Genomic DNA, 23,531 nt, shown 5'->3' on the forward strand with positions numbered 1-23,531 from the left:
TCCCATGGAGAAGATTCTGACCCTATGGTACGGCTCCGGGCTGTACAACCTGACCCTGGGCCAGGCGGTGATGCTGGTGGTGGGCCTGCTGCTCTTGTGGCTGGCCATCGCCAAGAAGTTCGAACCGCTGTTGCTGGTGCCGATCGGCTTCGGCGGCATCCTGGCCAATATTCCCGAGGCAGGGCTGGCGTTGTCGGCGGCAGAGCAGGCGGCCCACCTGGGCCGTCCCGAGCTGCTGGCGCAGATGGCCCAGGCGCTCGGCACCAGTCTGCCAGCTGGCGCCGACGTGGATACCTGGCGCTACGCCATCAGCGAGACGCTGCACGGTGATATCTCGCCGGCGCTGCTTCGTACCGCCAACGACCTGGCCATGGATGGGGGCTATTCCCATGGCATGCTGTATCAGTTCTACAGCGTGGCCATCGCCTCCGGTATCGCGCCGCTGGTGATCTTCATGGGGGTCGGCGCGATGACCGACTTCGGTCCGCTGCTGGCCAACCCGCGCACCCTGTTCCTCGGCGCCGCCGCCCAGTTCGGCATCTTCGCGACCCTGATCGGGGCGGTGGGCATGACCGCCATGGGCTGGATGGACTTCAGCCTCAACCAGGCTGCGGCCATCGGCATCATCGGTGGAGCCGACGGTCCGACCTCGATCTATGTCTCGAGCATCCTGGCCCCCGAGCTGCTGGGTGCCATCGCGGTGGCGTCCTACTCCTACATGGCGCTGGTGCCGTTGATCCAGCCGCCGATCATGAAGGCGTTGACCACCAAGAAGGAGCGCAGCATCGCCATGACCCAGCTGCGTCCGGTGTCGAAGCTCGAGAAGATCGTGTTTCCGCTGGCACTGCTGATCCTGGTGGTATTGTTCCTGCCGGATGCGGCGCCGCTGCTCGGGATGTTCTGCTTCGGCAACCTGATGCGTGAGTGCGGGGTGGTCGAACGGCTCTCGGACACGGCGCAGAACGCCCTGATCAACATCGTGACCATCTTCCTCGGACTGTCGGTGGGCTCCAAGCTGATGGCCGACCGCTTCCTGGCGGTGGAGACCCTGGGCATCCTCGGGCTCGGCATGGTGGCCTTTGCCATCGGCACCGCCTGCGGTGTGCTGATGGCCAAGCTGCTCAACCTCATCAGCAAGCATCCGATCAACCCGTTGATCGGCTCCGCCGGTGTCTCGGCGGTGCCCATGGCGGCGCGGGTGTCCAACAAGGTGGGGCTCGAGTCCAATCCCCACAACTTCCTGCTGATGCACGCAATGGGACCCAATGTTGCTGGTGTCATCGGCTCGGCGGTAGCCGCCGGGGTGATGATCAAGTACCTGGGATGATGATCGGGTCCCCGACATGATGGTCCCGGGATGGTGATCAAGACCCGGGAGTAGAGTCATCCGGGCCCGCAGCCCAGGTTTGACCGAACGCAGCGCCCCCGCCGCCAGGTGGGGGCGCTGCTTTTGTAGCTGACTCTGGTCGAGCCCGTCATCCCGCTTACACGCGATCGCCACGGTGCTGTCATGCGCGCTTTCTAGTCTGGCGGCTATTGCCACCGACGGAGGACGGGCATGATCGATGTCGAAAAGGCCTTGATGGCCAAGGTGCCGAAGGCACAGAGCTGGCCAGCCTGGTGCCGCCGCCTGTTGAGCGCCGGCCTCAAGGGGCTGGTGCACGAGCGCGAGATCAATGCCTTTCTCGAGCGTCATCGCCGCGCCGGAGGGCTCGAGTTCATCGACGCGGTGCTCGATCAGCTGAACTTCGGCTATTCGCTGTCGTCGCGTGATCGCGACAACATTCCGGTCGCCGGCAGGGTGGTGATCGTCGCCAATCATCCCCTCGGTGCTCTGGATGGGCTGGCGCTGGTACGCATGGTGGCGGATGTACGCCCTGACGTGAAGATCGTCGCCAATGATCTGTTGATGCAGCTTTCGCCGTTGGCACCGTTGCTGCTGCCGGTGGACAACCTGTCGCGCAGGGGCTTTCGCAAGAGCCTGCAGGGCATCGTCGATGCCCTCGACGATGAACAGGCGGTGATCGTCTTCCCCGCCGGCGAGGTGTCGCGGGCGGGGCCCAAGGGGGTAAAGGACGGCAACTGGCTGTCGGGTTTCCTGCACGCGGCCCGGCGCACCAATGCGCCGATCCTGCCGGTGCACGTGGGCGGTCGCAACTCCTCGCTGTTCTATTCGTTGGCCTCGCTGTACTCGCCGCTGGGCACGCTGCTGTTGCCCCACGAGATGTTTCGCCAGAAAGGGCGGCACATCACGCTCAAGGTGGGGGGCGAGATCCCGCTGTCACGCTTCGACCGCGAGGACCTGGCCACCGTCGCCAAGCTCAAGCTGTTGCGCAAGCACGTCTACCGTCTGGGGCGGGGACGCAAGGGCGTGTTTGTCTCCGAGGCCGGTATTGCCCATCCGGAAAATCGCCAGCACCTGCGAGAGGAGCTGGTCGACGCCGAGGTGCTGGGCAGGACGCCTGACGGCAAGCAGATCCTGCTGTTTGACCATCGTCCCGACTCTGCGGTGATGCGTGAGATCGGGCGGCTGCGCGAAATTGCCTTTCGCCGGGTCGGCGAGGGCACCGGCAAGAAGCGGGATCTGGACGAGTACGACGAGCACTATCGTCATCTGGTGCTGTGGGACGATCGTGACCTGGAAATCGCCGGGGCCTATCGTCTCGGTGAGGTCGGGCGCATCCTCGATAGCAAAGGCATCGAAGGGCTCTACAGCGCCACCATCTTTCATCTCGAACAGGCGCCGATGGATCGCTGGCGCCACGGGCTGGAGCTGGGCCGCAGCTTTGTCCAGCCACGCTACTGGGGACGTCGCAGTCTCGACTATCTCTGGCATGGTCTTGGCGCCTACCTGCGCCATCATCCCGAGGTGCGCTGGCTGTTCGGGCCGGTGACCATTCCCAATCATCTACCGCCCCTGGCCAAGGACCTGCTGGTCAGCTACTACCGGCACTACCACGGGGACGGTGACAGCCCGATCCGGGCCAAGGCGGTGTGCACGATGTCGCGCGCCGGGCGCGAGGAGGCGGATCGGCTGTTCGCCGGCAACGATGCCGGCGAGGACTTTCAGCGCTTGAAAGGCGCCCTGCAGGCCATGGGGGCGGGGGTGCCGGCGCTCTACAAGCAATACGTGGAGGTGGCCGAACCTGGCGGCGTCAGCTTCAAGGCCTTCGGCGTGGATACCGCCTTCGGCTACTGCATCGATGGCCTGGTGGTGGTGGACGTGGCACGGCTCAAGGCCGACAAGCGCAGACGCTATATCGGTGAAGACGCTGTCTCGTCTGGAGAGGACACTCTCACCAAGGACGAACGCGCCGTCCTGGAGAGGCCGCTTTAGCATGGGCTGCGTCGGACCGGCCCCGGAGGCGGAACAGACGGGGCTGGAGGCTCCCTCGATGTTAGCATCGAGCGGGCCTAGCCTGCCTGATGGTCCAGGGACTCGATGCGGCCCTTGAGGCGAGTGCTGAGCTCGCTCAGGTCGGTGGTCCGTTCACTGGGCCAGCCCAGGGTCAAGGTGACGCCTTCGGCCCCGTAGTCCACCGCCTGCACCGGGATATCCTGCCCCTGGCACCACTGTCGGGCGTCGGCCTCGCCGGCAAAGTCGACCCGTATCTTGAGTGGGCGGCGCTCGATGCATTCGCCCCTGGGCAGGCTTTCCAGCGCCGTGACCAGCGCCTGGGTATAGGCGCGGGCGAGTCCGCCGGTACCGAGCTTGGTGCCGCCGAAGTAGCGGGTCACCACCGCGCCCACCTGGCCGATGCCATCGCCATCGAGTGCCTGAAACATCGGTCGGCCGGCGGTACCGCCCGGCTCGCCGTCATCGGAGAAGCCAATGTGCACCTGCTCCCCGGGCGGGCCTGCGATGTAGGCGCTGCAATGATGGCTGGCATTGGGATGCTGCCTGCGAGCCTCGGCCAGCAGCGCTTCGAAGTCCGCCACCTTGGGGGCGTGGGCCACCCAGGCGATAAAGCGGCTCTTTTCCACCTCGATCTCGCTTTCGTGCCACTCACCGGGGGCAAGCTCGGGTATCGGGTAGCGCATCAGGCGGCCATTTCTTCCTGGCGGGCGACACCCATGACCAGACCCAGCACACGGATGTCACTGTTCTTCAGGTAGATCGGGGGCATGGTCTCGTTGGCCGGCTGCAGGCGAACACCATTCTTCTCGATATAGAGCTTTTTCAGGGTGACCTCCTGGTCATTGATCATCACCACCGCCGTTTCGCCGTTCTCGGCGCTTTCCTGGCGTTCGATGATGATCACATCGCCGTCGAAGATATTGCAATCGATCATCGAGTTGCCGCACACCTTGAGGGCGTAGGTGTTGCGCCTGACCATGCGCGATGGCACCTGCAGGGTGGCGTTGTCCAGGCAGGCCTCGATCGGCATGCCGGCGGATACCTGCCCCAGCAGGGGGACCTCCACCAGGGCATCCGAGGTGGAGTCGACGGGTGCCCAGCTGTCGGCGATGGGCAGGTTGGGCAGGCGTTCGAGGAACTGGCAGGTCGCGATATCCATGGCGCGGGGTCTCCCTTGTTGTGAGGGTCGGGCTGTCACGGGATGGAGTAGCGGGTGGCGATTGGTGTCAACGTCGAGGGATCTTGATACTGTCGATTCATACAGTATGTGAAAGATAGCAGGCCTCGCCGCTCGTGCAAGTGCCATGGATCAACGAAAGGTGCATTGCCTGTGCGATTGCGGCTGTCAGCTGCGCTGGCTGTCTGGTTCGGGTAGTGCAATCGGTGTAAAGTCTGTGCGTGATTTGCTGCCCCGTCCCTGGTTGTGGAGTGCCCTTTGCGTCTGTGTCTTGAAGCCCGACAACTGGCCTGTGAGCGCGATGGCCGCTGGTTGTTTCGAGGATTGGATGTTGTCCTCAAGGCGGGGGAAGTGCTCCGAGTCGAGGGACCCAACGGCAGTGGCAAGACCACGCTGTTGAAGATCCTGTGCGGCCAGATCGCCGACGTCGATGGAGAGGTGCGCTGGCAGGGGCGGGCGCTGCCCCGCGCCCGCGCCGACCTGCTGGCCAACCTGCTATATCTGGGCCATGCCCCGGGTATCAAGGCCAACCTGAGTGCCCTGGAAAACCTGCGTTGGTATCAGGCGCTGGGGGGCGAGGGGCGCCCCGATGCCGAGCTCGAGGCGGCCCTGGCCGAAGTCGGCCTGGCCGGCTTCGAGGACGTCCCCACCGCCCAGCTATCGGCCGGCCAGAAGCGCCGGGTGACCCTGGCTCGTCTGGTGTCGAGTCGCCGTGCCCTGTGGGTGCTGGACGAACCTTTTACCGCGATCGATGTGGCCGGCGTGGCCGCCCTGGAGCGCCGCCTGGCCAACCATGCCGCCAGCGGCGGCGCGGTGCTGGTCACCACCCACCATCCGCTGTCCAATGTGCCTGGCGTGCGCCGGCTGACCCTGGACGGACAACGACAGGTGGCTTCATGAACACGCCGATGTCTGGGTCGATCGAAGCCGCCGAGCCGGTCAGAGAGGCCGGTGATGGCCTTGGCCGCGCGATGGCTGCCACCTTCCGCCGTGACTTGACGGCGGTCGCCCGTCGACCGGGTGACGCCCTGACCCCGCTGGTGTTCTTCGCCATGGTGATCACCCTGTTTCCACTGGGGATCTCGCCGGAACCCGAACGCCTGGCGCTGATCGCCCCTGGCGTGTTGTGGGTGGCCGCCTTGCTGTCGGCACTGCTGTCGCTGGACGGCCTGTTTCGTGGCGACTTCGAGGACGGCACCCTGGAGCAACTGTTGCTTGCACCGCACCCGCTGTCGCTGCTGGTGCTGGCCAAGGTCGCCGTGCACTGGTTGACCACCGGGCTACCGCTGGCGTTGATGGCCCCCTTGCTGGGGGTGCTGCTGGCATTGCCCCAGGGCAGCTACCTGGCGCTGAGCGCGACCCTGGCACTGGGAAGTGGCTGCATCAGCCTGATCGGTGCCATCGGCGCAGGGCTGACGGTGGGGCTGGCGCGTGGTGGCATGCTGCTGTCGCTTCTGGTGTTGCCACTTTTCATGCCGGTGCTGATCTTCGGCACCGGCGCCATGGGCGCGGCGCTGGGCGGCGGGGAATGGCTTGGGCACCTGGCGGTGATCGGCGCGCTGTTGTCGGTAGCGCTGATGGCGGCTCCTGTGGCCATTGCCGCGTCGCTGCGCATCAGTATCCATGGTTGATCGGGCCGTCGTGGCCATCACGAATTCAAGGTTGATCGAGGTACAACGCTCATGTGGGCCTTCTTTCACAAGCTGGGATCGCCGCGCTGGTTCTACGGCATAGCCGCGCGTCTCTCTCCCTGGTGCTGGGCGCTGGCGCTGGCGCTGATCCTGGTCGGCAGCGTCTGGGGGCTGGCCTTCGCTCCGGCGGACTACCAGCAGGGCAACAGCTTTCGCATCATCTACGTGCACGTGCCTGCGGCCTTCCTGGCCCAGTCGATCTTCATGGCGCTGGCCGCCTCCGGCTTCGTATTCATGGTCTGGAAGATCAAGATCGCCGACATGGCGGCAGCGATGATGGCGCCGCTGGGCGCCGCCATGACCGCCATCGCCTTGCTGTCGGGGTCGGTCTGGGGCAAGCCTACCTGGGGCACCTGGTGGCAGTGGGACGCCCGCCTTACCTCGATGCTGATCCTGCTGTTTCTGTATCTTGGCGTGATGCTGATCCGGCGCGCCTTCGCCCGCCCCCAGAGCGGCGCCAAGGCGGCGTCGGTGCTGGCCATGGTGGGGGTGATCAACATACCCATCATCAAGTACTCGGTGGAGTGGTGGAACACCTTGCACCAGCCCGCCAGCTTCACCATCACCGAACGCCCGGCGATGCCGGTCGAGATGTGGATGCCGCTGTTGATCATGGTGCTGGGATTCTACGCCTTCTTCGCGGCCTTCACCCTGACCCGCACCCGTACCGAGATCCTGCGCCGTGAAGGCCACAAGCGCTGGGTGAAAGAGCTGTTCGAGGAGCGTCCATGATGGCTTTCGAATCGCTGGCCGAGCTGGTCAGCATGGGCAGCCACGGCCCCTATGTGTGGACCGCCTGGGGTGCGACCCTGGGCTTTCTGCTGTTGAGCGTGATTCTGGTTCGCGGCGAAAGCCGCGGTGTTCGGCGCACCTTGCGCCGCCGGCTGAGGCGTGACGCCGCGGTCGCAAGTTCCCCCTCGGAGGATCAAGATGAGGGCTAAACGCCGAAATAAGATGCTGCTGGTGCTTGGACTGGTGGCGCTGTGTGCGGTGGCGGTGGGACTGACGCTGTACGCCCTGCGCTCCAACATCAACCTGTTCTTCAGCCCGGTGCAGATTGCCGCCGGAGAAGCCCCCGTGGACCGGCAGCTACGTGCCGGCGGGATGGTCAAGGAAGGCAGCGTCCATCGTGACAGTGACAGCCTGGACGTCAGCTTCGTGGTGACCGACTACGTCGACGATGTCGAGGTGCGCTACAGCGGCATCCTGCCGGACCTGTTTCGCGAGGGGCAGGGCGTGGTGGTGGTCGGCGAACTGACCGGCGACGGCTATATCGCGGCCGACAAGGTGCTGGCCAAGCACGACGAGAACTATATGCCGCCCGAGGTCGCCGAGGCATTGGAAGACGCCGGCTATTCGCCGGCAGACTACAAGCAGGCGGGCCCAGGCACGTCGCAGTAGGCTGCGTGCATCGACAAAAAAGGTATCCCGACAACAGGGCTCCGTGGTGCGGGGCCTTGTTTGCCCGAGGGGGCAGGGCCGAAGGCGCTTCTTCGAGCCAGAAGGGGACAGGGTCAATCGACCATAACGCAGGCGTTCCGGGCCCATGGGCCCACGCGATTCAGTCGCAGAGCCAGGCGCCAGTGGACTGACGCGGACGGAAGGCGGGCCAAGGTGAATCCATGCTGATCAAGATGATTCCGGAAATCGGACACTACGCGCTGATCGTGGCGCTGCTGATGGCCTGCGTGCAGGCGGTGCTGCCGCTGGCCGGGGCTGCCACTCGGCGCCCGCTGTGGATGGCCTACGCGCGGCCGATGGCGGCGGGCCAGCTGGCCTTTCTGTTGATCGCCTACGGCTGTCTGACGGCGAGCTACATGCTCGACGACTTCAGCGTGGTCAACGTCGCCAACAACGCCAACTCGCTATTGCCCTGGTACTACAAGTTCAGCGCGGTGTGGGGCAACCACGAAGGCTCGGTGCTGCTGTGGAGCCTGATCCTCGGAGTCTGGACCTTCGCCGTGGGCTGCTTCTCCCGGGGGCTGCCACCGGACATGGTGGCGCGCGTGCTCGGCGTGATGGGGCTGGTCAGCGTGGGCTTTCTGGCCTTTGTGCTGATCACTTCCAACCCCTTCGAGCGTTCGCTGCCGAATATCCCCGCCGACGGCGCCGACCTCAATCCGCTGCTGCAGGACGTCGGTCTGATCATCCATCCGCCGATGCTGTACATGGGTTACGTGGGCTTCAGCGTGGTCTTCGCCTTTGCCATCGCTGCGCTGCTGGGCGGACGCCTGGATAGCGCCTGGACCCGTTGGGTGCGCCCCTGGACCAATATCGCCTGGGCCTTTCTCACCGTCGGCATCGCGCTCGGTAGCTGGTGGGCCTACTACGAACTGGGCTGGGGCGGCTGGTGGTTCTGGGACCCGGTGGAGAACGCCTCGCTGCTGCCCTGGCTCGCCGGCACCGCGCTGATCCACTCCCTGGCGGTGACCGAAAAGCGCGGCACCTTCAAGAGCTGGACGGTGCTGCTGGCGATCACCACCTTCTCGCTGTCGCTGATGGGCACCTTCCTGGTGCGCTCAGGGGTGCTGACCTCGGTGCACGCCTTCGCCAATGATCCTTCGCGGGGCCTGTTCATTCTGGTGCTGCTGGGCATCACCGTGGGCCTGTCACTGTTGATCTTCGCCCTGCGCGCGCCACGGGTCAGCCAGCCCGGAGGCTTCAACTGGGTATCCCGCGATGCCCTGTTGCTGGTCAACAACATCCTGCTGGTGGTGATGACGGTGACGGTGCTGCTCGGGACCGTCTATCCGCTGCTGCTCGACGCGCTGAACCTGGGCAAGATCAGCGTGGGGCCTCCCTACTTCAACGCCCTGTTCGTGCCCCTGACCGTATTGCTTTGCGTGTTCATGGGGCTTGGCCCCAGCGCCCGCTGGAAGCGCATGGCCGGGCGCGAGCTGCTGACCCGCCTGTGGATCGCCGGTCTCGGCGCTCTGGTCATCGGCGTGGCGGCGCCGCTGGTCTACACCGGGCAGTGGAACCTGAAGGCGTCGCTGGGCCTGGTCGCGGCGCTGTGGCTGGTGCTGTCGCTGGTGCGCGACCTGTGGGGCAAGACCTCCCGAGCCGGCTCGCGCCTTGGTGCCCTCAAGCGCCTGACGCCTGCCTACTGGGGCATGGTGCTCGGCCATCAGGGGCTTGCCGTGACCATCATCGGGGTCGCCCTGGTGTCCAACTATTCGGTGGAGCGCAACGTGCGCATGAATGTCGGTGACCGCGTCGAGGTCAACGGCATCGGCTTTCACATGACGGCGCTGGACGAGCGTCGTGGGCCGAACTATGTCTCCGACGCGGCCACCATCGAGGTGACCCGAGAGGGCGCCAGCGCAAGCTTCGAGATGCACCCGGAGAAGCGCCTGTACATCGCGCGCGGCATGCCGATGACCCAGGTGGCGCTGCGGCCTGGCCTGTTCCACGACCTCTACGTGGCCATGGGCGAGGAGCTCGACGACGGCAGCTGGGCGCTCAGGGTGCAGATCAAGCCCTTCGTGCGCTGGCTGTGGCTGGGCGCACTGCTGATGGCCGCCGGTGGCATCATCGCCGTCGCCGACAGGCGCTACCGTCGCCGCTTGAGCGTACGTGAGCCCGAACCTGTCGTGACGGCCAGGGAGGCCAGTGCATCATGAAAGATCGTCAGCCGCTGGCCTTCGCTCCTGTCATTGTCGTCACGGCCAGGGAGACCCGTGCATGAAACGTCGACTTCTATTGCTGTTGCCGCTGGTGCTGTTTCTGGCGCTCGGGATCTTTCTCTATCAGGGGCTGTCGATCAACCCCTTTGAACGGGAATCCGCGTTGATGGCCAGGGAGTTCCCCGACTTCGAGCTGTCGACCCTCGAGGAACCCGAGCGCAAGGTGAGCCAGGACGCGCTGTCCGGCGAGCTTTCCCTGGTCAATGTCTGGGGCAGCTGGTGTCCGACCTGTCGTCAGGAGATGCCGCAGCTTCTGGATCTGGCCGAGCGCGGGGTACGCCTGGTCGGGGTCGACTACAAGGAAGAAGGTGCCAGCGACGGTGAGCGCAGGGCCAGGGGACGCGCCTTCCTGACCCAGTTCGGCAATCCCTTCGAGTTCAATATCTTCGATCCCGAGGGTACCCTCGGCTTCGATCTCGGCGTCTACGGCGCTCCCGAGACCTTCCTGGTAGACGCCGAGGGGATCATTCGCTACCACCACACCGGCTATATCACCGCCGACGATGTGGAGAAGATCATCTTGCCGGAGGTGGAAAAATGGCGTTGATCGATCTGTGCGGCGCTAGCGGCGACGACCGCAGCGCCCGTGCACGTAATCTGCCTGGCTCGGGCCTTGGCTGGCTGGCGGGCATGGTGCTGGCGCTGTTGATGCTTGTCGCTGCGCTCGACGCTCGGGCGGAAGCCATCGAGGTACGCGGCTTCGACAACCCGGTGACCGAAAAGCGCTATCAGGAGCTGACCGCCACCCTGCGCTGCCCCAAGTGCGAGAACCAGGCGATCGGCGACTCCAACTCGCCGATCGCCGCCGACATGCGCGAGCGGGTCTACGCCCAGCTTCAGGACGGCCGCTCGGACAAGGAGATCATCGACTTCATGGTCCAGCGCTTCGGCGACTATGTCCTCTACAATCCGCGTCTCGAGGGGCGCACCCTGCTGCTGTGGGGGCTGCCCGGCGCGCTGGTCGTCATCGGCGCCCTGGTATTGTGGCTGATCATCCGCTCACGGCGACGCACCCAGGTACGCAGGCTGTCCGCCGAGGAGCAGGCGCGCCTGGACGACCTGATCGATAGAGAGGGATCCGCATGACCCTGTTATGGCTGGCCTTTGCCGTTCTGCTGCTGCTCGCGGCCTGGCTGCTGATCCTGCCCCTGCGCCGTGCGGCGAAGGTGGAACGCCTGCAACGTGCGCTGGAGGACAGCGATGACGCCGCCGCCCAGAACGTGGCGGTCTATCGTCGTCGGGTGGCGTCGCTGGAAGCGGCCAAGTCTCGGGGAGACATCGACGCGGCACGCTTCGACGAGGATCTCAGTGAACTCCAGCGCAGCCTGCTCGAAGACACCGAGCGGCTCAAGCGCTCACCGCTGAAGTCTGCCGCTGCGGGCAAGCTGGCGGTGCCGCTGGTGCTGGTGGCGGTGGTGGTGGTCAGCGTGGTGTGGTACCGCTGGGAGGGCGCCGAGGGCGACCTGGTGCTGTATCAGGCCATCGAAGAGGTACGCAACGACCCCGAGGCGAGCCTCGCGCTGATGATCCAGCGCCTCGAGCAGCAGGCCGAGAGCCAACCCGACAACCCTCGCGTGTGGCAGACGCTGTATCCGCTTTACCGCGACAGCGGCGCCTACGCCGAGGCCAGCGATGCCATCGAGCGTGTGCTTGCGCTGGAGGGGCGTTCACCCTGGTGGATCGGCGAGTTGGCCAAGATGCAGTACTTCATCAACGAAGGGCGGCTCGACGATCGCATTCTGGCGCTGTCCCGGGAGGCCAGTCGCGAGGCGCCGAATCTGCCCTCGGCCATGTGGTTTCTGGGGGTCGAGGCCTTCCAGCAGGACGACTACCAGGGCGCCCTGGGCTTCTGGCGGCGCGGTCTGTCGACGGCAGACGACTCGCCGTTGTCCGAGGCCATGCGCCAGGGCGTCGCCCAGGCCGAGCAACGCCTGGCCCCTGCGGCGAGCGAGCGCAATGTGCTGGTCAGCCTGTCGCTGGCCGACGAACTGGTCGGGCGTCTGGCGCCGGAGACCACGGTGTTCGTGGTGGCACGGGACAGCGAAGGCAAGCTGCCGCCGCTGGCCATCGAGCGCCTGACCCTGGCCGACCTGCCGGCCAGCCTGACCCTTGACGCCAGCGATGCCATGTCGCCCATGGCAAGCCTCGCGCAGGTCGATGAGGTGCGTCTGCTGGCGCGGGTATCGTCCAGCGGCCAGGCCCAGCCCCAGGCCGGCGATCTCATGGGTGAACGACAAGGGGTTGCAGTAGGCGGCCCGGACATGGATCCTGTCGCGCTTATCATCGATCGAGTGATTGAATAGTCCATGCGTCTGACGTCGATCCGGCTGGCCGGGTTCAAGTCCTTCGTCGATCCGGTCACGGTGCCCTTTGACGGCAACATGACCGCCATCGTCGGTCCCAACGGCTGCGGCAAGTCGAACATCATCGACGCCGTACGCTGGGTCATGGGCGAATCCTCGGCCAAGACCCTGCGTGGCGAGTCGATGACCGACGTCATCTTCAACGGCTCCACCGGGCGCAAGCCGGTGGGCATGGCCTCCATCGAGCTGACCTTCGACAACCGCGACGGCACCATGGGCGGGGTCTACGCCCAGTACGCCGAGATCTCGGTCAAGCGTCAGGTCACCCGGGACGCCCAGTCCAGCTACTTCTTCAATGGCCAGAAGTGTCGCCGACGCGACATCGCCGACCTGTTCCTGGGCACCGGCCTGGGGCCGCGCTCCTACGCCATCATCGGCCAGGGCATGATCTCGCGGCTGATCGAGGCGCGTCCCGAAGAGCTGCGCGCCACCCTGGAAGAGGCCGCCGGTATCTCCAAGTACAAGGAGCGCCGTCGCGAGACCGAAAATCGCATGCGTCGCACCCAGGAGAACCTGGACCGGCTCGACGATATCCGCGAGGAGCTGGACAAGCAGCTCGAGCGGCTTAAGCGTCAGGCCGAGGCGGCCAGGCGCTATCAGTCGTTGAAAGAAGAAGAGCACGGGGTCAAGGGCGAACTCGCACTGCTGCGCGGACGCGCCCTGCGTGCCGCCCAGACCGAGCAGGACACCCGGGTGCGCGAGCTCGAGACCGCGGTGGAGCGCGAGGTGCTCGGCATGCGCCAGTGCGAGACTCGGCTGGAAGAGGCCCGCGCCGAGCACGATGGCCTGGCCTCGGAGCTCGACCAGCGCCAGGCACGCTTTTACGAGACCACCACCGCCATCGCCCGCCTCGAGCAGGAGCTCGAACACACCCGCTCCCGCGATCAGCAGCTGGCGCGGGATCTCGAGAGTGCCCGCCGCGAGCTCGAGGAGCTCGATCGTCTCGGCGAGGACGACAGTCAGCGCCTGCTGGCCCTCGAGGATCGCCTGGAGACCCTGGGCCCCGAGCAGGAAGAACTGGCCGAGCAACTGGCCGAGCTGGGAGCGGCGCTGGAGGAGGCCGAGCCCGCGGTGGAGGAGGCCGACGCCGAATGGGAGGCCTTCAACGAACGCTGGCGCAGCGACAGCCACGAGGCTGAACGCACCCAGGACCGACTGCGTGAGCTGGAAGCTCGGCTCGAGCGCATCGCCGCCGACCGTGCCAAACGCCGTCAGCAGCTCGATGAATTGCCGGACCTGGCCGGCCTCAGCGCTCAGCGCGAAGAAGTGAAGAGTCAGCTGGCCGAGCACGAGGCCCGCGCCGAGGAGCTCGAGGAGCGTCGTGAACGGCTGATCGATCAGCGCGATGCCAACCGTCGCGAGGTTGTCGAACATGACCGCGCGCGCGAGCAGGCGCTCGCCCGTCACAGCGCCCTGGGTGGCGAGATCGCCTCGCTGGAGGCGCTGATCGAGGCGGCCCTGGCCGACCACGACGAAAGCCTGGACCGGCACCTGGCCGAGCATGGCCTTGCCGAGGCGCCACGCCTGGGCGAATGCCTGAATGTCGAGCCCGGCTGGGAGGAGACGGTGTCCTGGGTGCTGGGTCCCTGGCTCAGGGCCCGCATGGCGTCTTCGAGTCACTGTCGTGAGGTGATGGCCTCGCCGCTTGCCGCCGAACTGGCACTGCTCGATTCAGAGGCCAGCGTCGACGCTGCCGGCGACAGCCTGGTGGCGAGGGTCAAGGGCGCCGGTGCGGCCGCGCAGTGGCTCGCCGGCATTCGCTGTGCGGCCTCCCGTGACGAGGCCTGGCAGGCACAGGATCGGCTCGAGGCGGGGGCCAGCCTGGTGACCGCCGACGGCCTGTGGCTAGGCCCTGGTTGGGCGCGCCAGCGGGGCGAGGGAGATGGGCCGGATGCGTTGCTGGTGAGCCGTGCCCGGCTGGACGAGGCAAGTGCCGCCCTGGCAGAGCAGGAACAGCGGCTGGCGTCAGTCGAGCAGGCCCGCGAAGGTGCCCAGGCGCTGGTCGATCAGGCCGAGCAGGGGCTCGAGCAACTGCGGCTGTCGGAGCGTGAGCTGGATCAGGCGCGTCAGCAACTGGCGGTTCAGGACAATGGTCTGGCCAGCCGGCTTGAGCATCTGTCCAGTCGCGGCGCCGAGATCCACGAGGAGCTCGAGGGCCTGGCCGAAGCCGACGAGGAAGCGCGGCTGGCCATCGAGGAAATGCGCGAGCAGTGGCAGAGCGCCATGGCTCGGCTGGAAGAGGGCGCCGAGGTACGCGAGCGTCTCGAGCGCGAGCGCACCCAGGCGCGCGAACGGCTGGCCTCGCTGCGTACCCGCCAGCGTCCGCTGAGCGAGCGCTCCCAGCAGCTCACCCTGGAGCACCAGCGGTTGACCACCGAGCGTGCTGGCCTGGCCGAGCAGCAGGGGCGCGCGGGGGATACCCGCTCACGCCTGGAGGAGCGGGTGGCCGAACTCGAGGAAGCGCGTGAGGGGCTGCATGAGCCGGATGAGGAACGTCGCGAGCGTCTCGATGAGCTGTTGCACCGGCGCGAGCAGGAGGAGCGCCAGCTCAATGAGTCGCGGGCACGGGCGGCGGCGCTGGTCGAGCGCCTGCGCGACGACGAGCAGGCGCGGCAGAGCCACGAGCGAAATCTCGATGGCGTGCGCGAGCGTCTGCAGGAGGCGCGTATGCAGGTTCAGGCATTGGCGCTGAAGGCCGAGACCCAGGATGAGCAGCTCAGGGAACTTGGCCACGATGCCGAGGCTCTGACACAAGGGCTGGACCCCAATGCCACCGAGTCCGCCTGGCAGACCCGGCTGGAGGAGTTGGGCGAGAAGATTCGCCGGCTGGGGGCGATCAACCTGGCCGCCATCGAGGAGTACGAGCAGCAGGCCGAGCGGCGTGACTATCTCGAAGCGCAGCAGGCCGAGCTGAACGAGGCCCTCGAAACCCTGGACAAGGCGATCCGACGTATTGATCAGGAGACGCGGATGCGATTCCGCGATACCTTTGAGCGGGTCAACGCCGGCCTGCAGTCGCTTTTCCCGCGAGTCTTCGGTGGTGGAACCGCATGGTTGACCCTGACAGGCGATGATTTGCTGGAAACCGGGGTGGCCATCATGGCGCGACCTCCGGGCAAGAAGAACAGCACCATTCATTTGCTGTCCGGGGGAGAAAAAGCACTGACGGCGTTGTCCATGGTATTCGCCATCTTTCAGTTGAACCCGGCGCCGTTCTGTATGCTCGACGAGGTGGATGCGCCCCTGGACGATGCCAATGTCGGGCGCTATGCCAAGCTGGTGAAGGAAATGTCCGAGAGCGTTCAGTTCATCTATATCACCCATAACAAGATCGCCATGGAGGCCGGTGAACGACTGATGGGTGTGACGATGCAGGAACCTGGCGTCTCGCGACTGGTCTCGGTGGGCGTGGACGAGGCGGCCGCGCTGGCAGAAGCATGATGCACTTGAAAGGTGGTTATAATAGGGTTACCAAGTAAGACCATGATACTGCATGGCAAGGTAAGCAAAGGGAGTTGGAAGGGCGAATGCGAAGGGCACTGTCGAGAAGACCGGAGAAAATCCGGCGCTTGACAAATAAAAAAAAGTGGCCCTTTTTTTCGCAATCACGCTATGCTGTTGACGGACAACCATCAGGCATGGCGCCTTAGCAAAGGCATGACGACCCATGGAACTAAGAGAGTGGCTGATCATTCTGGGGCTGGCACTGGTGACCCTCATCGTTATCGATGGGGCGCGTCGCCTCCAGCGCCAACGTCGCACTCCCCGCCTTGATGAGGTGCAGGGAGACGTCCTCGATAGTGGCTACGGTAGCTACGAAAGCGGCTATGGCAGTGGTCATGGCAGTCGCCATGATCAGGAACCCGCCATGGCGGCGAGCCCCGGACCCAGCGCGCCAGAGCGTCGGGAGGTGGCCTCGGTAGAGGACGACCCCGAGGAGCGTGCGCGCCAGGAAAAAATCAACTGGGAGCTGCCCAATGGAGGGGCCAGGGTCGTCAGGCCTGCGGACTTCTCCAATGTTCAGCCCAAGCCCAAGCTGCAGCGCCAGGAGCACCCCGGGCCATCCCGGGTGTTGTCCGAATTCCGCTCCAGTCAGGCCAGTCGCGCTCAGGAGGCTGGGGACAGCCAGCGCGCCGATGGATCGTCGACCAATGACCGGCCGGCGGACACCGTTGCCCCGCGAGCCAGTCAGCCGGCACCTGAAGCCCGGGCCGAGCAGCCCACCCAGGCAGAGGGTGTAGAAGAGGGTGCAGAACAAGCGCCCGCCGAGGCAGAACCGACTCCAGCACAGGCAGAACCGACTCCAGCACAGGCAGAACCGACTCCAGCACAGGCAGAGCCGTCGGTGCGGGTCGATCAAGCGCCCGCGCAGGCCCCGAACGCTGAAAACGCTGAAGAAGTGGCCGAGCAGTCCTCCCTGACCGACGAGCCCATGGCGGCCGACAGCCGCGAGGAGCCAAGGGCCACCAGCGAGACGACGATGGACGCTCCGGTGGACGCTGACGCCTCCACCGGCAAGACTGCCCAGGACGAACACGCGGTGCGTGACGATGTCGCCGACGCGGGTGATGGGCGCCGCGAGCCCAGCTTGAGCGCGCGTCGTGACGATGACGTCGCCAGCGAGCCCGGCGACGCTGCCATGCCGTCTCTGGCGGCGGACCCACAGGACCACGAGGAATTCGACGAGGATCAGTATCGTCTGGTGGACTTCGAGGGGATGGGAGATTCGTTGAAGGATCGCTCTCGTCGCATGGGGTCCTCCGTGCATCGTTTTGGCGCTTCGCTGCAGAAGTCGCTGGGAGAACGCCGGGAACAGAAGCGTATCGAACGCGAGAAGCGTGAGAAGGAAAGAGCCGAGAAGGCACGGCTCAAGGCCGAGCAGAAGGCCGAACAAGCCAAGCTCAAGGCCGAGGAAGAAGCTCGCCGGCAGGCCGAACAGGCACAGCATCAGGCCGAACAGCAGCGTCAGCGGCAGCAGGAAGAAGGGCTGCGTCAGGAGCAGGCCGCTCAGGAGGCCGAGCGCCGCCGTCAGGAAGCCTTGCTTGCCAGGCAGGCCGCTGCCGATCAGCGTGGCGCCTCGTCGATGGAAGACGAAGCCTCGTTCGACGATGCCACGTACGACGAAGCCGCGTATGACGAAGCCGCATTTAACGAAGCAGCGGACGCCAATGTCGAAGACTCCAGGGTGCGCACCCATCCGGTGCTCGAGAAGGCCCTGCGCCACGACGTCAACGCCGAGCATGCCCGTGACAGCCTGAGCAATGCCGAGGAAATCATCGTCATCAGCGTGATGTCCCGTGACGAGGACGGCTTCCCTGGCACGACCCTGCTGGAGCTGATGATGGCCTGCGGTTTGCGCTACAGCCGAGACATGGGCATCTTCCATCGCTTCGAGACCGAGGATGAGGGCAGCGCCCTGCAGTTCTCCATGGTCAACGTGCTCAAGCCCGGGACCTTCCCGATCGAAGCCATGGACGACTTCACCACACCCGGCATCACCCTGCTGATGCCGCTGCCCAGCGCCAAGGACAGCTCGGCGGCCTTCGAGGCCATGGTCGAGACCGCGATGGTGATCGTGCGCCATATGGGGGGTGAGCTGAAGGACGAGAATCACAGCGTGATGACCGCCCAGACCGTGGAGTTTGCCCGCCAGCGGGTGCAGGAGTTCGAGCGCCGTCACCGCCTGCATCGTTATCAGGTGAACTGACCGCGCAGGCGCTGCCTGGTACGCGACGGCCCCGTGGAGACACGGGGCCGTCTGCGTTTGCCTTCTGTGTCTTGATGGGGCGGACCGGGCTTGCCTGTCGGGGGCGGTGATGTCTGGCGGTTTTCTCCCGGCGGGCATGGGGTAGAATGGCCGATCATCAGCACTTCGCACTTCGCCAGGACAAGGGTTTACATGACCACCGATGCTTCGACCCGTGACGAGGTCGCGCGGCTTCGCACCGAACTCGATGACGCCAACTACCGCTATCACGTGCTCGACGACCCGCGCCTGCCCGACGCCGAGTACGACCGGCTGCTGCGTCGGCTGACGGAGCTCGAACAGGCCCATCCCGAGCTTGCGAGCCCCGACTCGCCGACCCAGCGGGTCGGTGCCAAGCCCGCCGACGGCTTCCCCGAGGTGACCCACGCGCTGCCCATGCTGTCGCTGGACAACGCCTTCGATGACGATGAGATACGAGCCTTCGTCAAGCGGGTGGCCGAGCGTATGGAACTGGACGCCGAGGCGCTGTTCTTCAGTTGTGAGCCCAAGTTCGACGGCGCCGCGGTCTCGCTGGTCTACCAAGACGGTGTGCTGGTCAGCGGTGCCACACGTGGCGACGGCCGTACCGGCGAGGGCATCCTGTCCAATCTGAAGACGCTGAAGTCCATTCCGCTGCGCCTACGGGGCGAGACGCCGCCGACGCTGATGGAGGTGCGCGGCGAGGTCATCATGCGTCACCAGGAGTTCGAGGCGATGAACGAGCGTGCCCGTGAGCAGGGCAGCAAGGTCTTCGCCAATCCTCGTAATGCCGCCGCCGGCAGCCTGCGCCAGCTCGACCCCAGGGTGACCGCCACGCGGCCACTCGAATTCCGTGGCTACCAGGTAGCGCGCCTCGAGCCCGATGGAGGCGCGAGCACCCATAGCGAACTGATGCAGCGGGTGGCCGAGGTCGGCCTGCCGGTCAGTCGCGAGCTCGAAGTGGTCAAGGGGGCGGACGGTGTGATCGACTACTGCCGCCGCCTGGGGGAGCGTCGTGAAGGCCTGGACGTCGATATCGACGGGGTGGTGATCAAGGTCGACGAGCTACGCCTGCAGCGCGAGCTGGGCTTCGTTTCGCGGGCGCCGCGCTGGGCCATCGCCTTCAAGTTCCCGGCCCAGGAGCAGACCACGACCCTCACCGACGTGGAATTTCAGGTGGGGCGCACCGGGGCGATCACCCCAGTGGCACGGCTTGACCCGGTCAGCGTGGCCGGGGTGACGGTGTCCAACGCCACCCTGCACAACGCCGACGAGATCGCGAGGCTTGGCGTGCGCATCGGCGACCGGGTCGCCATTCGCCGCGCCGGCGACGTGATTCCCCAGGTGGTCAGGGTGGTCGAGGCGGCAGGCGAAGGCCAGGATATCGTCTTCCCCGAGCGCTGCCCGGTGTGCGAGTCCGAGATAGAGCGGATCGAGGGCGAGGTGGTGGCACGCTGCTCCGGCGGGCTGGTATGCGCCGCCCAGCGCAAGGAGGCGCTCAAGCACTTCGCCTCGCGCCGGGCGATGGACATCGACGGCCTCGGCGTCAAGCTGATCGATGCTCTGGTCGAGCGTGACCGGGTCAAGACCCCGGCGGACCTGTTCAGCCTGTCCGCCGAGCGGCTGGCAGAACTGCCGCGCATGGCCGAGAAGTCGGCGAGTAATCTGGTCGAGGCGCTGGAAAGGGCCAAGGCGACCACCCTGGCACGCTTTATCTACGCCCTGGGTATCCGCGAGGTCGGCGAGGCCACCGCGGCCAACCTGGCGAGCCACTTCGGCAACCTCGATGCCCTCAAGCAGGCCGACCGTGAGACGCTGGAGGCGGTGGACGACGTGGGCCCGGTGGTGGCCGCCCATATCGCCACCTTCTTCCACCAGGCACACAACCTCGAAACGCTGGAGGCGTTGATCGCCGCCGGGGTGCACTGGGACGAGGTCGACGTCGGCGAGCGCCCCACGCCATTGGAAGGCCAGACCTGGGTGCTCACCGGTACTCTGGAGACCATGACAAGGGACGAGGGCAAGGCGCGCCTGCAGGCGCTGGGCGCCAAGGTGGCCGGCAGCGTGTCGAAGAAGACCCATTGCCTGGTGGCCGGCCCCGGTGCCGGCAGCAAACTGGCCAAGGCCGAGCAGGCGGGGGTCGAGGTGATCGACGAGGCGACCTTCCTCGCGCGCCTGAACGAGTGGGAATCCGAGAGTTCGGAGGAGCAAGCATGAGCCGTTTCGTCGAAGTACCCTATCGCATGTTGCCCGGGGAGACGCTGGACGCCCTGCTCGAGAGTTTCGTCACCCGTCAGGGCTACGACACCACCGACACCGGCGAGGGCATGAAAGGCTGGGTCAAGGAGCTCAAGGGCCAGCTCGAGCGCTCGGAGCTGATCATCGCCCACGATCTGGAGACCGAGAGCACCGAGGTGCTGACCCTGGCCCAGTGGCGATCCTTTGGCAGAGACATCGCAGATGACGAGGAAGAAGGAGACATCTGATCTGCCGATGCCCCCGGCCACCAGACGCTTGCTGCGGCGGGTGAAAAAGACGACGGCCCGCCTTCAAGGCGGGCCGTCGGCGTCTGGGCGTTGCTGCTTGCGTCCAGCCCTGGAGCAAGCCCTGGTGCTCATCCTGGAGTCAGCCCTGGCGCTTGCCCTGGACGATATCGCGGATCAGCCGCCGCCCCGGGTGCAGGTGGTCGGCCAGGGGGGCTTCCAGCGGCAGCGGTTCATCGCAGATCCGCGAGGCCAGCAGTTCGGCGCACAGCGGCGCGCTGGCCAGCCCCCGTGAGCCGTGGGCGGCGCTGATCCACAGGCCGGGATGGTGGCTGCCCGCGATGTCCGGCACCCGGGTGGCGTCCTTGGCCAGCACCGCGTAGTCGCGAAGCCATGCCGGCTGATCGGGCAGCGGGCCAGCGTAGGGCGTCTTGTCGGGGCTTGCGCAGCGCACACCGCCACGGCCATCGAGGTTCTCTATCGCCAGAGGATGGCCGGCCTGGCGCAGCTGGTCGAGGTAGCCCGGCAGGGTTCTGTCGAGTTCCTCCAGGTTGGCCTGGTGGTCTTCGTCGAGGGTGTCGTTGTCGCTACGCCCCGGGGCAAAGGTCGCGCCGAAGGTCAGCACGCCATCCAGCGGCGGTGCCACGTAGCCACCGGCGCAGACCACTCGCTTCGGCGCCGGGGCCTCGAGCGCCAGGGGCGCGCGGCTGACCTGGCCGCGTACCGCCTGCAGCGGCAGGCCAGTGACCTGGCTGAAGTCAGCCGAGCGATAGGCGGAGGCGACGATGACCTGATCCACCTCGATGGCGACGCTGGAGTGATCGCCCTTCGGGTCGTGGCTGCCGACAAGACGCCAGCCGCCGTCCTCCAGAGGCTCGATGCTGTCGATGCTGGCCTGGACGAAGGTCACCCCCGGCGTGCGGGCGAGCTGCTCGCACAGCTCGCGCGGCCTGGCCCAGCCTGCCAGCGGATAGTAAAGGCCGCCGTGGGGCAGCGAGAGCCCGGCGAGGCTGGAGGCCTCGTCGGCGTCGATGCCACGCACCACAGTGTGGGGAAGGCCGTGGTGATCGAGAAAGCGTCGCTGACGACGGGCCTCGCGCTCGTTGGCACCGAGTTGCAGCACGCCACAGGGCGACCACAGGCGCTGCTCGGGGTCGAGCCGGGCGAGCCAGCGCTGGCTGTAGAGAAGCCCGCCCAGATAGACCCGGCTCTGGTGGTTGGTGTCGGCGGCGAGCTTCACGTATAGCGCGCCCTGGACATTGCCGGAGCCCCCGCTGCCGGGTCGCGAAGCGTCGATCAGGGTGACCTCGACACCACGTCGGGCCAGCGCCTCGGCGGCGCTGCAGCCGGCGATGCCCGCGCCGACAATGGCCACGCGCCGACAGGGCCGCGCCTCAGGAGGGCGAAACCAGGGGGTGTGACGTCTGCCGGTATCGTCGGGAGGCGAGTCGATCTCGCCGGCGAGCATCTCGCGCTTGCGTCCATGGCCCGGTACCTTGCGCCAGGTGAAGCCGGCGGCCTTGAGCCCGCGCTTGACGATGCCTGCGCAGGTGAAGGTGGCGAAGGTGGCGCCAGGACGGGAGTGCGCCGCCATCGCGGCGAACAGTGCAGGCTGCCACATTTCGGGATTCTTCGAGGGGGCGAAGCCGTCGAGGAACCAGGCGTCCACCAGGCCGTCGAGCAGCGCAAGGCGTTCGCTGCTGTCACCCAGGTGCAGATCGAGAATGACCCGGGGCGACAGCACCAGTCGATGCACCCCGGTGACCGCCACCGGCCATTGACGAATCAACGCCGCCGCCTTGTCGGCCAGATCCGGCTGGCCTGCCAGGGCCCGAATCAGATCCTCGGCGCTCATGGGATAGCGCTCGGTGGAGACGATGTGCAGCCGCGCCCCGGGGGGCGCCAGCGCCTCGAAGCTGTGCCAGGCGCACAGCACGTTGAGCCCGGTGCCGAAGCCCGTTTCACCGATCACGAAGGGGCGCTGCTCGTGCCAGGCGGCAAAGCGCTGGGGCAGCCGGTTGGCGGCGATAAACACGTGCTCGGTCTCGGCGCGACCGTCGTGGCGCGAGAAGTACACATCGTCGAAGGCACGGGAGTGAGGGCTGATTCCGCTGTCGTCCTCGCGCCAGTCCAGTTCGGCGGTAGTGGCGGCGGTCAGGGCGGGGAGGCCATCTGGAGATGATGTCACGTCGAAGATTTCCGGCTGGCGGGGCTGGTCAAGAATTGATCACTCTGTTGTCGAGGGCGTGGCAACAGGGTTACAGCAATGCGTCCGCGGCGTTTCAACAGACTTTTCCACAGACTCTGTGAACAAGCAGGCTGTGAACAAGACCTGTGCAAACAGGCTGTTCGTGAACGGCAGCCAGGACATCGCTTGTCCACGAACAGGTGCCAGAAGCTGGGTGCCCGCGATCCCGCCAGGTGCGCGGGGCAGGCACTCGGCTCGCCTCAGGGCAGGACCTTCTTGAACGGCTTGACGGTGACCGACGCGTAGACGCCGGCGATCATGTAGGGGTCGGCATCGGCCCAGGCCTGGGCGCTGGCCAGGTCGTCGAACTCGGCGACCACCAGGCTTCCGCTGAAGCCGGCGTCTCCGGGATTTTCGCTGTCCACCGCCGGGTGCGGTCCGGCCAGCACCAGGCGTCCCTCATCGCGCAGGGCCTCGAGTCGAGCCAGGTGGTCGGGCCGGGCGGCCAGTCGACGTTCCAGGCTGTTGTCCACATCTTCGCTGATGATCGCGTAGAGCATCGATAGTTCCTCGATAGGGCCCGGTTGACGTTGGCCCGGGCAGACTCGCCGGGCGGTCGGATGCCGCTCTACGGCATCCTGGATGACGATCACCCGGCTCGGGGAGGCGCATGCGCGACGCGACCAGCATTGACCGCGGCAGGCGCCACGCGCACCATGGAGGCCATATTCTGTCAAAGTCGCCGCCCGGCGTCATGTCGAGGAGCCAGTTTCCTGTCCCATGCCAGCCCTTCCTGAGTCCTTCGAGGGCACGGCCCTCGCCATCGATTTGCATATGCACTCGACCGCTTCCGACGGCGC

Annotated in this window: 19 protein-coding genes; 15 read left to right on the forward strand and 4 right to left on the reverse strand. The window is 66.2% G+C overall.

From position 1 onward, the window contains the following. Positions 1–4: 4 nt before the first annotated feature. Both RBB39_RS13760 and RBB39_RS13765 read left to right on the forward strand, forming a co-directional pair. A complete protein-coding gene (locus RBB39_RS13760) occupies positions 5–1,327 on the forward strand; it encodes a sodium ion-translocating decarboxylase subunit beta (protein ID WP_306169155.1) in 1,323 nt (440 codons plus the stop codon). A 231-nt stretch (positions 1,328–1,558) separates the two neighbouring features. Further along, positions 1,559–3,337 (forward strand): lysophospholipid acyltransferase family protein, encoded by a 1,779-nt coding sequence (locus RBB39_RS13765; RefSeq protein ID WP_045991119.1) that lies wholly within the window; start codon positions 1,559–1,561, stop codon positions 3,335–3,337. Positions 3,338–3,414: 77 nt separating this feature from the next. Here the strand turns inward: RBB39_RS13765 and RBB39_RS13770 are convergent, their stop codons facing one another. Further along, complete coding sequence (locus RBB39_RS13770; protein WP_045991118.1) at positions 3,415–4,041, reverse strand: YigZ family protein; 627 nt, start codon at positions 4,039–4,041, stop codon at positions 3,415–3,417. Continuing rightward, on the reverse strand, positions 4,041–4,517 hold the full coding sequence (lexA, locus tag RBB39_RS13775) for a transcriptional repressor LexA (protein WP_045991117.1): 477 nt from the start codon (positions 4,515–4,517) through the stop codon (positions 4,041–4,043). Before lexA ends, RBB39_RS13770 begins: the two co-directional genes overlap by 1 nt. 276 nt (positions 4,518–4,793) lie before the next feature. Here lexA and ccmA point away from each other — a divergent pair, with 276 nt between their 5' ends. The 13 genes from ccmA (at position 4,794) to RBB39_RS13840 (ending at position 20,486) form a co-directional block, all read left to right on the forward strand. After that, a complete protein-coding gene (gene ccmA, locus RBB39_RS13780; RefSeq protein WP_045991116.1) occupies positions 4,794–5,435 on the forward strand; it encodes a cytochrome c biogenesis heme-transporting ATPase CcmA in 642 nt (213 codons plus the stop codon). Continuing rightward, positions 5,432–6,166 (forward strand): heme exporter protein CcmB, encoded by a 735-nt coding sequence (gene ccmB, locus RBB39_RS13785; RefSeq protein ID WP_045991115.1) that lies wholly within the window; start codon positions 5,432–5,434, stop codon positions 6,164–6,166. The genes ccmA and ccmB overlap by 4 nt, the downstream gene beginning before the upstream one ends. 51 nt (positions 6,167–6,217) lie before the next feature. Further along, positions 6,218–6,958: a heme ABC transporter permease gene (locus RBB39_RS13790; RefSeq protein WP_045991114.1), complete on the forward strand. Its 741-nt coding sequence runs from the start codon at positions 6,218–6,220 to the stop codon at positions 6,956–6,958. Continuing rightward, complete coding sequence (gene ccmD / locus RBB39_RS13795; protein ID WP_231498600.1) at positions 6,955–7,167, forward strand: heme exporter protein CcmD; 213 nt, start codon at positions 6,955–6,957, stop codon at positions 7,165–7,167. The genes RBB39_RS13790 and ccmD overlap by 4 nt, the downstream gene beginning before the upstream one ends. Continuing rightward, positions 7,157–7,627, forward strand: a complete 471-nt coding sequence (gene ccmE, locus RBB39_RS13800) for a cytochrome c maturation protein CcmE (RefSeq protein WP_045991113.1) — start codon at positions 7,157–7,159, stop codon at positions 7,625–7,627. Before ccmD ends, ccmE begins: the two co-directional genes overlap by 11 nt. A gap of 221 nt (positions 7,628–7,848) precedes the next feature. Then, a complete protein-coding gene (locus RBB39_RS13805) occupies positions 7,849–9,849 on the forward strand; it encodes a heme lyase CcmF/NrfE family subunit (RefSeq protein WP_045991112.1) in 2,001 nt (666 codons plus the stop codon). Positions 9,850–9,910: 61 nt separating this feature from the next. Then, on the forward strand, positions 9,911–10,459 hold the full coding sequence (locus tag RBB39_RS13810; protein ID WP_045991111.1) for a DsbE family thiol:disulfide interchange protein: 549 nt from the start codon (positions 9,911–9,913) through the stop codon (positions 10,457–10,459). 83 nt (positions 10,460–10,542) lie between these two features. After that, on the forward strand, positions 10,543–10,998 hold the full coding sequence (locus RBB39_RS13815) for a cytochrome c-type biogenesis protein (protein ID WP_108132542.1): 456 nt from the start codon (positions 10,543–10,545) through the stop codon (positions 10,996–10,998). After that, the gene (gene ccmI, locus RBB39_RS13820) at positions 10,995–12,215 is read left to right on the forward strand and encodes a c-type cytochrome biogenesis protein CcmI (protein ID WP_045991110.1); all 1,221 of its coding nucleotides are present in this window, start codon (positions 10,995–10,997) and stop codon (positions 12,213–12,215) included. Before RBB39_RS13815 ends, ccmI begins: the two co-directional genes overlap by 4 nt. Before the next feature lie 3 nt (positions 12,216–12,218). Further along, positions 12,219–15,716 carry a chromosome segregation protein SMC gene (gene smc, locus RBB39_RS13825; RefSeq protein ID WP_045991109.1) on the forward strand — a complete coding sequence of 1,166 codons (3,498 nt, stop codon included), beginning with the start codon at positions 12,219–12,221 and terminating at the stop codon, positions 15,714–15,716. Positions 15,717–15,942: 226 nt separating this feature from the next. Beyond that, entirely contained in the window at positions 15,943–17,982 is a 2,040-nt protein-coding gene (zipA, locus tag RBB39_RS13830) for a cell division protein ZipA (protein ID WP_045991108.1), read from the forward strand. Between the two features lie 192 nt (positions 17,983–18,174). Beyond that, positions 18,175–20,217 carry an NAD-dependent DNA ligase LigA gene (gene ligA / locus RBB39_RS13835; protein WP_045991107.1) on the forward strand — a complete coding sequence of 681 codons (2,043 nt, stop codon included), beginning with the start codon at positions 18,175–18,177 and terminating at the stop codon, positions 20,215–20,217. Further along, on the forward strand, positions 20,214–20,486 hold the full coding sequence (locus tag RBB39_RS13840; RefSeq protein ID WP_045991106.1) for a YheU family protein: 273 nt from the start codon (positions 20,214–20,216) through the stop codon (positions 20,484–20,486). The genes ligA and RBB39_RS13840 overlap by 4 nt, the downstream gene beginning before the upstream one ends. A gap of 139 nt (positions 20,487–20,625) precedes the next feature. Here RBB39_RS13840 and mnmC read toward each other — a convergent pair whose 3' ends face one another. Then, complete coding sequence (mnmC, locus tag RBB39_RS13845) at positions 20,626–22,671, reverse strand: bifunctional tRNA (5-methylaminomethyl-2-thiouridine)(34)-methyltransferase MnmD/FAD-dependent 5-carboxymethylaminomethyl-2-thiouridine(34) oxidoreductase MnmC (protein ID WP_045991105.1); 2,046 nt, start codon at positions 22,669–22,671, stop codon at positions 20,626–20,628. 260 nt (positions 22,672–22,931) lie between these two features. Then, complete coding sequence (locus tag RBB39_RS13850) at positions 22,932–23,231, reverse strand: YciI family protein (RefSeq protein WP_045991104.1); 300 nt, start codon at positions 23,229–23,231, stop codon at positions 22,932–22,934. Between the last annotated feature and the right edge of the window lie 300 nt (positions 23,232–23,531).

The organism is Halomonas sp. MMSF_3323, assembly GCF_030733595.1.
GTDB classification, from domain to species: Bacteria; Pseudomonadota; Gammaproteobacteria; order Pseudomonadales; family Halomonadaceae; genus Halomonas; species Halomonas litopenaei.

What these genes read in the sequence shown, in the direction of transcription:
- ccmD (WP_231498600.1), top strand. Translation starts at nt 6,955, where the DNA reads ATGATGGCTTTCGAATCGCTGGCCGAGCTGGTCAGCATGGGCAGCCAC.
- RBB39_RS13810 (WP_045991111.1), top strand. Translation starts at nt 9,911, where the DNA reads ATGAAACGTCGACTTCTATTGCTGTTGCCGCTGGTGCTGTTTCTGGCG.
- RBB39_RS13765 (WP_045991119.1), top strand. Translation starts at nt 1,559, where the DNA reads ATGATCGATGTCGAAAAGGCCTTGATGGCCAAGGTGCCGAAGGCACAG.
- RBB39_RS13840 (WP_045991106.1), top strand. Translation starts at nt 20,214, where the DNA reads ATGAGCCGTTTCGTCGAAGTACCCTATCGCATGTTGCCCGGGGAGACG.
- ccmE (WP_045991113.1), top strand. Translation starts at nt 7,157, where the DNA reads ATGAGGGCTAAACGCCGAAATAAGATGCTGCTGGTGCTTGGACTGGTG.
- RBB39_RS13790 (WP_045991114.1), top strand. Translation starts at nt 6,218, where the DNA reads ATGTGGGCCTTCTTTCACAAGCTGGGATCGCCGCGCTGGTTCTACGGC.
- smc (WP_045991109.1), top strand. Translation starts at nt 12,219, where the DNA reads ATGCGTCTGACGTCGATCCGGCTGGCCGGGTTCAAGTCCTTCGTCGAT.
- zipA (WP_045991108.1), top strand. Translation starts at nt 15,943, where the DNA reads ATGGAACTAAGAGAGTGGCTGATCATTCTGGGGCTGGCACTGGTGACC.
- RBB39_RS13815 (WP_108132542.1), top strand. Translation starts at nt 10,543, where the DNA reads ATGGTGCTGGCGCTGTTGATGCTTGTCGCTGCGCTCGACGCTCGGGCG.
- lexA (WP_045991117.1), bottom strand. Translation starts at nt 4,517, where the DNA reads ATGGATATCGCGACCTGCCAGTTCCTCGAACGCCTGCCCAACCTGCCC.
- ccmI (WP_045991110.1), top strand. Translation starts at nt 10,995, where the DNA reads ATGACCCTGTTATGGCTGGCCTTTGCCGTTCTGCTGCTGCTCGCGGCC.
- RBB39_RS13805 (WP_045991112.1), top strand. Translation starts at nt 7,849, where the DNA reads ATGCTGATCAAGATGATTCCGGAAATCGGACACTACGCGCTGATCGTG.
- ligA (WP_045991107.1), top strand. Translation starts at nt 18,175, where the DNA reads ATGACCACCGATGCTTCGACCCGTGACGAGGTCGCGCGGCTTCGCACC.
- RBB39_RS13850 (WP_045991104.1), bottom strand. Translation starts at nt 23,231, where the DNA reads ATGCTCTACGCGATCATCAGCGAAGATGTGGACAACAGCCTGGAACGT.
- RBB39_RS13760 (WP_306169155.1), top strand. Translation starts at nt 5, where the DNA reads ATGGAGAAGATTCTGACCCTATGGTACGGCTCCGGGCTGTACAACCTG.
- ccmB (WP_045991115.1), top strand. Translation starts at nt 5,432, where the DNA reads ATGAACACGCCGATGTCTGGGTCGATCGAAGCCGCCGAGCCGGTCAGA.
- RBB39_RS13770 (WP_045991118.1), bottom strand. Translation starts at nt 4,041, where the DNA reads ATGCGCTACCCGATACCCGAGCTTGCCCCCGGTGAGTGGCACGAAAGC.